Here is a 9,325-nt window from a genome sequence, read left to right as displayed (position 1 = left end):
TGTGCTGAACGACGAGCCGGAACTGCTGGCCCTGCTCGCGGACGTGCTGGCCCTTGGCGAAGACGTGGTCTGGGCGGTCGATGTCGCCGACGGCACGCCCCAGCGGCGTGCGACCTCGTCCTTGAGGGCCGTCAGGCCGGTGGGCTCGGCCAGCGGCTCCAGCTTCGACACGGTGATCCACGGCTCGCTCGCCCTTGCGGGTGGTGATCTTCGCCCCGCCCGCGCTGCCGTCCGCCAAGGCGGCACTCAACCGGTCCAGGCCCGCGGTCATGCGCTTCGTCAGATCCGCGATGAACGCCCTCGGGTTCAGCGGCTGGCGGATCGCGGCGTAGTGCACGGCGCGGGTGGCTTCGAAGTCGCCGGGCAGGTCGTCCTCCGGGTTGCGCCAGCGGGCGGCGCCCTCGACGTAGATCTCCCGGCGGCGGATCGCGTCCCGCAGCGCGACCAGGACGCACAGCTCGTACGGGATGCGCTCGATCTTGCCCTTGTCGTCGACAACCGCCTCGCGCCAGTCCTTGCGCACCACGCCGTCCATGGGCACTGCGTCGTCGGCGTCGTAGAAGCGGGTCTTGCCGTCGACGTCGGCGTACTTCTTCAGAAGCTTCATCGCGTTCATCACCGGCCGGTAGGCGGTGTTGTTGCACTTGAAGCCCAGCGTGTTCAGCAGCGGCGGCAGCATCTGCCGGTAGTACGAGCTGTACGAGGAGCGCAGCGTGGTGCGGACCTTGGCCTTGAAGACCTTCTCGCTCGCCTTCGCCTCGGCCACCAGGTCGCGCAGCGTCTTCTCACCCACCACCGGGAACAGGGCCCGGCGTACAACCTCGTCGGGCTTATCGACGGCGGCCGTCGCCAGCTTGAAGAGGATGCCCTCCTTGCCGCGGACCTTCTTCAGCTCGGCGGTGAGCTGCTTCTCCACCCGCCGCTCGGCGCGGGCGTTGATCTTGTGGACCAGGGCGACCAGCAGGTCGACCAGTGCGTCGGTGATCTCCGCCTGGCGGGACGAGCACAGCGCCGCGAGCAGGGTGATCCGCACGTCCTCCGCCGTGTCGCGGAAGTCCGAGGGGTACATCTTGATCGCCCGTGCCCGCCAGGCGGCCACCAGCTTCTCCGAGCAGTCCGCGAACAGCCCGTCGGGCAGGCCGAGCTTGCGCACGTCGTTGAGCTTGGTGATCTCCGTGAGCAGGGAATCCAGCCCCACGGCGCCGGGGTCGCGCTTGAGCGCGGCCAGCAGGGCGGTCCCCGCCTCGTTGTCCTCGTCCACCAAGGACAGCAGCCGGGCCGTGCCCGCCTCGCCCAGGCGGCCGATCGTGCGGGCGCAGAACGTCTTCTCCCATTTGGCCCGCGCCGCGACGAGTACCTTTTCGACCCGGGTCCGGCCGGGCAGCTCGATCTTCCGGGACCGGCACTCGACCAGCAGGGCCTCGCGCCGCCGGTCCTCCACCAGGTCGACCGGACAGACCTCCACGGCCAGCCACTCAGCCAGTGCCTTCTCGTCCGCGACCGTCGACGGCCGGAACCCCAGGGCCTCGCGGATCTGCTTGCGGTGGTACTCGACAGTCCGGCCGACCAGCGTGTACTTCGCGAAGTCGGTGGCCGGGACGTTCGCCAGAGTGGCGACGCACTCCAACGCGGCCGGCGGGACCTCTTCCAGCACATCGGGGAACCGGCCTTCCAGCTCGAAGAACTTCAGCAACAGGCTGAAGTCGAGCCGGTCGCCCCGCTCTTGTTCGCCACCAGGTCCCAGTCGCCGTCTACCAGCGTCCAGTTCGCCAACAGCTCCTCTGGCGACCACTCTTGCCGCACGCCCACCCCTTTGGCCTCGATCACTCGATCAGCCCAACGACGGCGCCCAGGACAGGGAAACGGGGCCTGTCCGGCTACCCGCGACCGACTTTGCGGCTGGTGTCTGAGCTAGGACACCGGGGGCCGATACAGATCGGCGATCCGCCGCATCGCGAGTCCGGGCAGGTAGGCGACCTCGCAGCCCGCGTCGCGGGCCACGGTCAGCTGCAGAGCACCGATCGAGGCGGGCTGGTCCACGATCACCAGGACCGTGCCGAACTTGGCCTTGAGCCTGTCGAACACGGCCCGCAGCTTCGGTTCGCTGTTGGGCATCGGCTTGTCGAAGACCTTCTTCCCGGCCGGCGTGAGCCCGTGACCGTGGCGAGCGGTCTTGCCGACGTCCATCGCGAGGAAGACGCCCACGCCATCGATGTCTAACACCGCGCCCCTCCCGGTGGTTGCTCCTGCCGGCCTCGGCGGTGGCACCGTGCTCGCGCATCCACGTTATGCAGACCTGCCGCCCGCGAACTGCCCGGCATTGCACCGGACCGGGCGGTGGCCGGGTCTCCCATCAGCGTCTCCGACGGCACCCCACAGGCCCGGTGACACCCCCAGGCCATGCCTTCGAGGAATGGACCGTAACGAGGCGGTGGCGTCGTCGAGAACCTGGCGACCGTCCAGGCCCTGCTGCATCCGCCGCCGCCCGCGCAGGACAAGCCTGCCGACTGGGACCGTCCCGCGATGCGTGAGGGCCGAAAGCGGCACTGCAAGCCGGCGCCGAAAGAGAGAACTCGCACGCCGCGATCAGCAGCACCGCCACGAGCGGGTGACGCACCCCGCGGCGGCGCGGATCGGGCAGCACGGCCAGACGTTCCATGAGCGATGACAGCTCACGAGGCTGACGCGACGGCTTGATCAAGCAGACGGTGGCAGACTGACGGCACATCGAAGCTCCGGTTGAGAACGGTGACCTGGTGAGGTCATCCGTCTTCAACCGGAGCTTTGTTGCGTTCGTCGCGGCCCCTCAAGTCGTCACACCCCTGTGACCAGGCACCCGACAAGATCACGACGACAAACCAAGCTGATCACCGCGCGCTCGAACAACTGCAAGTTCTGCCGACCCCCAGCTGACCAGCAACAACGACCTGCCTCGGCAATCCCCCGCGGAGCCGTAGAAACCGGAGTCCACCCGACGCCATAAAGTGAAGAGAGCGCACGCGCTTTCATCAACTAGGATTCAGATCTTTTCGACACGTAATGGTTGAATCTACCTGACCAGGGTCATTTCCGTCGTTCCGGAAATTATCGGTCACTCTATCCCTTCCATTCACATGGTCCACAGATGTTCCGGGAAGCCATCTGAGAAGTGAACCCGTCACCCAGCTCTGCGCCTGACTCACGTAATTCCCATATCCGGCGGGACAGTCGCGCACGGCGGGAACCGTAAGCCCCGGAGGCAGGTTCCAGCTCTGCCTAATTTCGACTCTATTATCTACATCCGTCCTGACCTGATCAGTGCAGGAGAAGTAGAATGCTGACATTGGTGGGGCTATTCGTGAGGTATTCGTCACCCTGACGGTCACCTTTGTGCTCTGATCGGAATTGACGCCAAAGATGACTTCATGCCTAAGGCTGTCGGAGTTTAGAGTGTCCCTTTGCCCGCGCAAGATCTTGAGTACGTCGATGTTAGGAAGTTTGGTGCCATCAGATCCGGAGCGTCCGCTACACGAGAAGGTGGTTTGAAAAACCGAAGGTGTCCCGTCCGCAAATGCGGCACCAGGCCCACCGTAAAAGGGGCCCCACTCACGCACCTTCAGCTGAGTCGGGGAGTCTGCCCACGACACCTGCCCTGATGAGAGTGTGAGCATCGCCGTGGCGGCGCCGATACACAGTAGCGACTTACCCGTCCGACTATTCATCAAATTCCTCCGTCTGGATAGATTCCGCATCACTATATTGCCTGCCAGAAAAGGCTCCCTTTGCGTTGTACAACGAGACAGGGCGAGCTGTTCGTATGGTTCTCCCCCCCAGGGGTGCTGGGTGCGGTTCAAGAGGCTCTTTCGCTCGCGCCTTCCAGTGATTGGCCGCCTGGCGCCACAAGACGACTCGGCTGCCAATGAGGAATTGTGCCGCTCGACAAGCAGCATTAGGGATCAGTGACTCATGACCGGGCTGGTGCACGGGAGTTCCATATTGATTGGATGGCGCCGCAGGCTGAGTGGCGCTTCAAGATGTCCGATTCGCAAGTCGTCGGCCACGCCTTGCATATCTATCATCCGGGACGCTCCTTCGATGCCCACACTGCGCTCCGATCGCCGGCTCGGGCAGTGGCCGTCTCTGCCCGGTGCCGGTCCGCTGTTATTCCTGCTCGCCGCCGTCAACCTCATCGAGCTCTGCTCTGTCCGGATCCCGCAGCGGTCGCAGGCTCCCGCCGGCCAGGAACGGGGCGGTGAAGCTGTAGCGGCCGAGCATGTCCTTATCTGGACTCCTTCGGGTGAGGGCTGTTCCGACTGCGTTTCGGTGAGCTCGCCGTCCTTGTTGAGCCGTTCGAGTGGCGGCCGGGGAGGCTGGGTACGGGTACCTCAGGAGCGTCAGGACGGGATCGTTCGCCGAGTGCAACTCATCGATGACGAAGATGGGCCGGTGGGGTCGGCCTGCCTGTTCCTGGATCACTTGGCAGACCGGGGCTTCGGCTTCTTACCGAACACCTTGAGGGCCTACGCGTACGACCCGAAGTACCTGTTCACACTCTTCGGCCAAGAAGACATGGATGGGCCGGACTTCAGTGCGCCGGACACACTGCGGTTGTTGGCCTTTCCCTTGATTGAGCATGGAAGCTTACGCATAGAGATAGGGCCATGAGTATTCGTTGCGCAATCTCCTATTGATTAGAAAATCATTGGGTCACTCGCCGAGCGCATAGCGGACGTGCCGGCTGCCGAAGTATCAGCGCACGATGTGGGACTGGTGTTGTCGGCGGTGTAGTGGAACCTGCGGGATTCGGCGGCGAGTTCGGCTTGGTTCCTGACCCGGTTATGTGGGAAAGTGCCGGTCGACGACCAGGTGGGCCTTACACCCGAAATGCCCGACGAGCCGGTTCAGGAAGAGGCACATGATCTTCGCGTCGAGGGACTCGGTGAAGACCATGAGGTGCATCCGCCCCTTGGTGCTGATCACGGACATCGCGTTCACTGAGAGCCGGTTCCCGGTGCGGCGGACGACCTGAGGCGACCCTGGTGGTGTGGACACTCTGACAATGGATCTGTGGATCCGAGGAAGGGGTGGTGGGACGAAGGTCTCCGTATCCGGCGGAGTTCAGGAACGATGCCGTCGCGCTGTACCGGGCCGCGGGTGGGAAGCGCACGTATGCCGCGGTCGCGACGGACGTCGGGGTGACCGGCGAGACACCGCGCAGTTGGGTGCGCCAGGCCTACGAGGCCGGCAAGAGCCGACAGCCGCAGCGGAGGGTCGGCGGCCGGGAGCCGGGATGAGGAACCGACCCGGCTGCGGCCGGCGAACGGCCGACTACGCAAGGCCGAGAAGGAATGGGAACCCGAGCGCGAGATCCGGCGCCGGGCACTTGCGCTTGCCGGAGACGAGGGCCCGACGTCTGGGCGAAGTTCGCCTTCGGCCGGCGCACCTGAACTTCGGTCGGTCGATCCGCAGTTCCACGACCTCGGCTGCCGCGTATGCGAAGACATCAGCCAGAGTGCGAAGCCGCAGCTCAGGCGGGCCGGGGACGGCGAACCCGCGGGCCGCGAGCAGCGGCCGGATCTCATGCACGGCACGGGTGATCGTGGAGCGGTCCACGCCGTAGAAGACGGCCAGAGCCGCGTGTGGGAGCTGGAACCGCAGGGCGCCAGGGTGGCGATCACCCGATCGGTGAAAACCAGGATGTGGTCCGGGCCTCCGCCCTCGGCCCTCAGGCGCTCATGACCTCGACGTTCACGCAGCCGGGCGTTCTCCCGCGCCATCCACGGTCCCGCCAACACAGTGATGATCTTTCTGAGTTGATTCCGCGAGATGTCGGTACAGATACGATGCGACAGAGCCGTACGGGCCAGGTATTGCCTCACAACAACACCAACCCGTACGGCTCTTCTCACGTCACGGCCTGATCAGCTCTTGCTGTCGTACACCACGTCGTAAGTCGTGCGCTGGCGCCGCGAGCTGGACACCGGCAAGTTCACCATCGAGCGCATCCGCCTGATCGCCAGCCTCAAGCCCGGCAAGGCCACCGGCGAGCGACTCGCCACCTGGATCAGGAACCACCGGCACATCGAGAACCTGCTGCACCACGTCCGGGGCCGGACCTTCCGCGAGGACGACTCCAAGATCCGTACCAGGCCCTGACCGGACCATGCCCAGCCTGCGCAACCCCGCCACCTGCGCCCACCGCCAGGACGGCCGCACCAACATCGCCACCGCCCTGCGCCATACCGCCCACGACAGCCCTCGGCCTCACCAGACGAACCAGGACAGAAGACGATCACGCAAAGACCCTGGGCTGAGAACTCCCACCAGCCGACCAGGCAGCGTGAACATTGCGACGAAGGTCCCTTCCGGAGCGCCAGCGGCGCCTGTCCGTCGTCAGCGGCATCACGTCCCGCCTCCGGTCTCCACGCCTCCAGATGACCATCCGCTTCACCCTCTGGAACCAGGTCACCAGCGCCGCCGGCCCGCTCGCCACGGCATGATCAACAGGCCGTCCGACGGTCTCTTCCTGCCCTCAGACGATCGCACCCCCGACAACGTGACCTCGTCACCCGAAGACCATCCCGTGCGACCGGCCAACGCGAAGCGTCCCTCGCAGGCCCTGACACCAGACTGTCGATAAGTCGGGTTGAGTATTGATTGCTTAATTCGATTTATGGAAATCTTCGTCGGACAGGCGGTAGGGTCCCGGACCAGGCCCCGGAGTCCCGCTCAATAGCGTCGACACGGCGGACTCGCGGCACGGTGAATTTCCAAAAGTCCGCCCGTCGTCACCACGGGGAGAAATCTAGCGCCATCGGCCTTGATCAATGTGAATAGCTGAAACTTCCTGGAGATCATCTGTGATTCGCGCCACTCCAATCAAGAAAGCGCTGCTCGCGCTTTCTCTGATGATGGGAATCCTGGCGACGCTAGCACCGTCCGCCGCCGCGTCAAGTCTGAGTGAACCGCCGACTTCGAATGCGTCGTCCGCGACTACTGAGCAACAGACGAGAACGGTATATCCAAACACTCTCGGCCCCGGGTACTTCTACTGCCCCAGTAGTGGGATGCGAATAGACAACGTCCCGCAAATCTGGTCCAGTCCTAATGTGTCGGCGGCATTCGAGTACTTTGTGAGCGACAGTTATGGGAACAAGAACAACGGGTTCCGCATCCACCTCATAAACAATAGCAACACCTACGGAACGGTAACCGTTACGTTCACCTGCTCCTGGGCGGACAGGTATTTCACGAGCACGTACACGACTCTCAATCAGCTCCCTTACAGGGCGAATGTTGCGTACCATTGCCCGTCTCCGACTCCATACCTATGGGATATTGAATTCGATACCTCAGTGACGCAAGACCAGCTCACGATCCACCCGATCATTACAAATTCTGACGGCAGCGTTTCCTGGGCGCATGAACAGGAAAACCATGAAGGCGACCAGATAACGTTCAAAGCCACCTATCACTGCTCGGAAGCTCCTGCGGGATCCGGACGTCTGATCGTAGGCGTGGTCAAGAAGGGGGTTGTTCAGATGGGCGGAACGGCGAATCTCGGGGGGCACTGCCCTACTTCACACCCGACTGTGGTGGCGTACGAAGACAAGGCGAGCGACCCTGCCGTGGATACCGGAGCAGCGACAATTCTTCGCACTTTCCCCAATTCGATCAGCAAGGAATACAGCTGGCGCAGCCAGTTCCCCGGTCCGGAGACAGCCACTATTGAGCTGACCTACGTCTGCCGTGCAGAGGACGTTCCCAACGCAAATCTGTAGAAGGACGTTGTCAGGTTTGAGTGGTGCTCGGGGCGTTCGGATGAGGTGATGTCGGTCACCTTGCTACGAGATGTGCGACCAGCGAGTATCAATTCAGGACATGACATGAAGTACGCCGTACGGGCCAGGAACTTTGTGAAGCGATCCCGCCCTTGGCCCGTACGAGCGCTGCCACATTGGCCGACGGCAGGTGAAGAAGGGCGGAGTTGCCAGAAGTCAGTCGACCCGCTGAAGACCAGCGGCACGGGCCGCCGGTAGGGGTCCGGCGATATGACTGTCGCGCGTTCCGTTGCCCTGTTTCGTCGTCGCCGCCCCGGCAGGCAACGACGCCGCAACCCGCTCTGGACCGCGAGTGGACGTATGGGCTACCGGCCGCCAAGCGGAAGCCCACAGCAGCGTATGCCGACCACACCGAGTTCTCCCTGCGCTTCCTCCAGGACGCCCGGGCCGGACGGACCCGAGGCTCGGCTGCTCGCTCTGCTGGCGGATTCACAAGGCGACGCGCGGACCGGATCGAACGACGTGGCGCTGCAGGAACTGAGCATTTTCAGAGCGGCCACTGAGCGTTTTCAGCGTGGCCTCTCCAGGGTGAGGACGGCTTTGGTGATGACGGTCATGCGGTTGGGGCTGACGCGGGATCTGCGGAAGATCTGCCAGGACTTCAGCTGTGCCATGCCGCGTTCGACCGGTGCCCTCGCCGCGGCCAAGGCCCGGTTGACGGTGCGCTGGTGAGGGTGAGTTCTCCGCCCGGTGGCCGCTTGAGTCCGGTGGTGACCCAGGAGCCGGCACCCTGGTAGGCGCGGTCGGCGAGGATCGGGATGCCCTGACGCTCGCAGATCCGGATGATGCGGTGGGTGCGGGCTGCGGTCAGGTCGTGGGTGCGGCCCGGCAGCGCGGGTGAGATCCACAGGACCTCACCGGTGGGATCGGTGACGACCTGGGCATTCACGCCGTGCTCAGCGCATAGCGGGCCCCGACAGCCGGATCGGCGAAGACCCGCAAAGGGTCGATGGACAGCTCGGCGCTCGCGGCGTCGATGCGCGCCGCGAACTACCGGCTCCTCCGCCCGGTCGGCGGCCAGGAAGAGCTGTTGCTCGATCAACTCCTAGCGCGCATCGGACAGATCACTCGGATACGGACGTCGCTTCGCCATGCTTTCGGCCTACCGCCGCGAACCATATGCGCCCAGGCGCACGGCAGCGGCAGTGGAAGCACGCCACCATAAAGACCAGACATCCGGGGATGAGAAAGGATCACCTCGCTGTCCGCCCCATCCGCGACCTCACCCGCCCGGCAAACAGCAACAGCCCCAGCAGCCTCACCCCTCTATACCTCACGAACCACCCCATAGATGAAGAATGCAGGCGAAAACGACCTCTCTGAGGTCGTTTTCGCCTGGACTGCCTGCGTATCAGCTGATTCTCAGGTCGCGGGATTGTGGTGATGGTGAGGTTGTTGGTGTGGTTGGGACCTTTGGGTCGGGTGGGGTGATGGGTGGGGCGGGAGGAGAGTTGTTCCTGTCTCATCCCAGGACGCCCGGCCTTTCTGCGTGCTTCCGTCGTCAC

At 64.1% G+C, this 9,325-nt stretch carries 5 protein-coding genes and 4 pseudogenes; 4 read left to right on the top strand and 5 right to left on the bottom strand.

Features of this window, described 5'->3' with window-relative positions; translation table 11 throughout:
* Positions 1–1,405 precede the first annotated feature (1,405 nt).
* Together AB0M18_RS36120 and AB0M18_RS36115 are read right to left on the bottom strand one after the other, a co-directional pair.
* Positions 1,406–1,654, bottom strand: a pseudogene (locus tag AB0M18_RS36120) (DUF4158 domain-containing protein); the annotation flags it as partial.
* Between the two features lie 275 nt (positions 1,655–1,929).
* Positions 1,930–2,223 (bottom strand): annotated as a pseudogene (locus AB0M18_RS36115) (transposase); the annotation flags it as partial.
* Positions 2,224–4,074: 1,851 nt separating this feature from the next.
* On the opposite strand from AB0M18_RS36115, the gene AB0M18_RS36110 reads away from it, so the two are divergent.
* Complete coding sequence (locus AB0M18_RS36110; RefSeq protein ID WP_365765594.1) at positions 4,075–4,644, top strand: hypothetical protein; 570 nt, start codon at positions 4,075–4,077, stop codon at positions 4,642–4,644.
* 84 nt (positions 4,645–4,728) lie between these two features.
* On the opposite strand, the pseudogene AB0M18_RS36105 reads toward AB0M18_RS36110, so the two are convergent.
* A pseudogene (locus tag AB0M18_RS36105) lies at positions 4,729–5,004 on the bottom strand (IS630 family transposase); the annotation flags it as partial.
* 62 nt (positions 5,005–5,066) lie between these two features.
* On the opposite strand from AB0M18_RS36105, the gene AB0M18_RS36100 reads away from it, so the two are divergent.
* Complete coding sequence (locus AB0M18_RS36100) at positions 5,067–5,273, top strand: transposase (protein ID WP_365765592.1); 207 nt, start codon at positions 5,067–5,069, stop codon at positions 5,271–5,273.
* Between the two features lie 34 nt (positions 5,274–5,307).
* Here AB0M18_RS36100 and AB0M18_RS36095 read toward each other — a convergent pair whose 3' ends face one another.
* Positions 5,308–5,592, bottom strand: a complete 285-nt coding sequence (locus tag AB0M18_RS36095; protein WP_365765590.1) for a hypothetical protein — start codon at positions 5,590–5,592, stop codon at positions 5,308–5,310.
* A gap of 342 nt (positions 5,593–5,934) precedes the next feature.
* On the opposite strand from AB0M18_RS36095, the gene AB0M18_RS36090 reads away from it, so the two are divergent.
* Together AB0M18_RS36090 and AB0M18_RS36085 are read left to right on the top strand one after the other, a co-directional pair.
* Positions 5,935–6,135 carry a hypothetical protein gene (locus AB0M18_RS36090; protein ID WP_365765588.1) on the top strand — a complete coding sequence of 67 codons (201 nt, stop codon included), beginning with the start codon at positions 5,935–5,937 and terminating at the stop codon, positions 6,133–6,135.
* A 1,199-nt stretch (positions 6,136–7,334) separates the two neighbouring features.
* Positions 7,335–7,760, top strand: coding sequence for a hypothetical protein (locus AB0M18_RS36085; RefSeq protein ID WP_365765586.1), 426 nt, complete (start codon positions 7,335–7,337; stop codon positions 7,758–7,760).
* Between the two features lie 569 nt (positions 7,761–8,329).
* Here the strand turns inward: AB0M18_RS36085 and AB0M18_RS36080 are convergent.
* Positions 8,330–8,709: pseudogene (locus AB0M18_RS36080) on the bottom strand (transposase family protein).
* Positions 8,710–9,325: the final 616 nt, after the last annotated feature.

The organism is Streptomyces sp. NPDC051909 (genome assembly GCF_040681095.1).
GTDB lineage: Bacteria > Actinomycetota > Actinomycetes > Streptomycetales > Streptomycetaceae > Streptomyces.
The sequence above is the reverse complement of the archived record's forward strand: the minus strand, read 5'-3'. Positions and strand labels throughout refer to the sequence as shown.

Coding starts and splice junctions, on each gene's coding strand:
- AB0M18_RS36110 (WP_365765594.1), top strand. CDS start 4,075: ATGCCCACACTGCGCTCCGATCGCCGGCTCGGGCAGTGGCCGTCTCTG.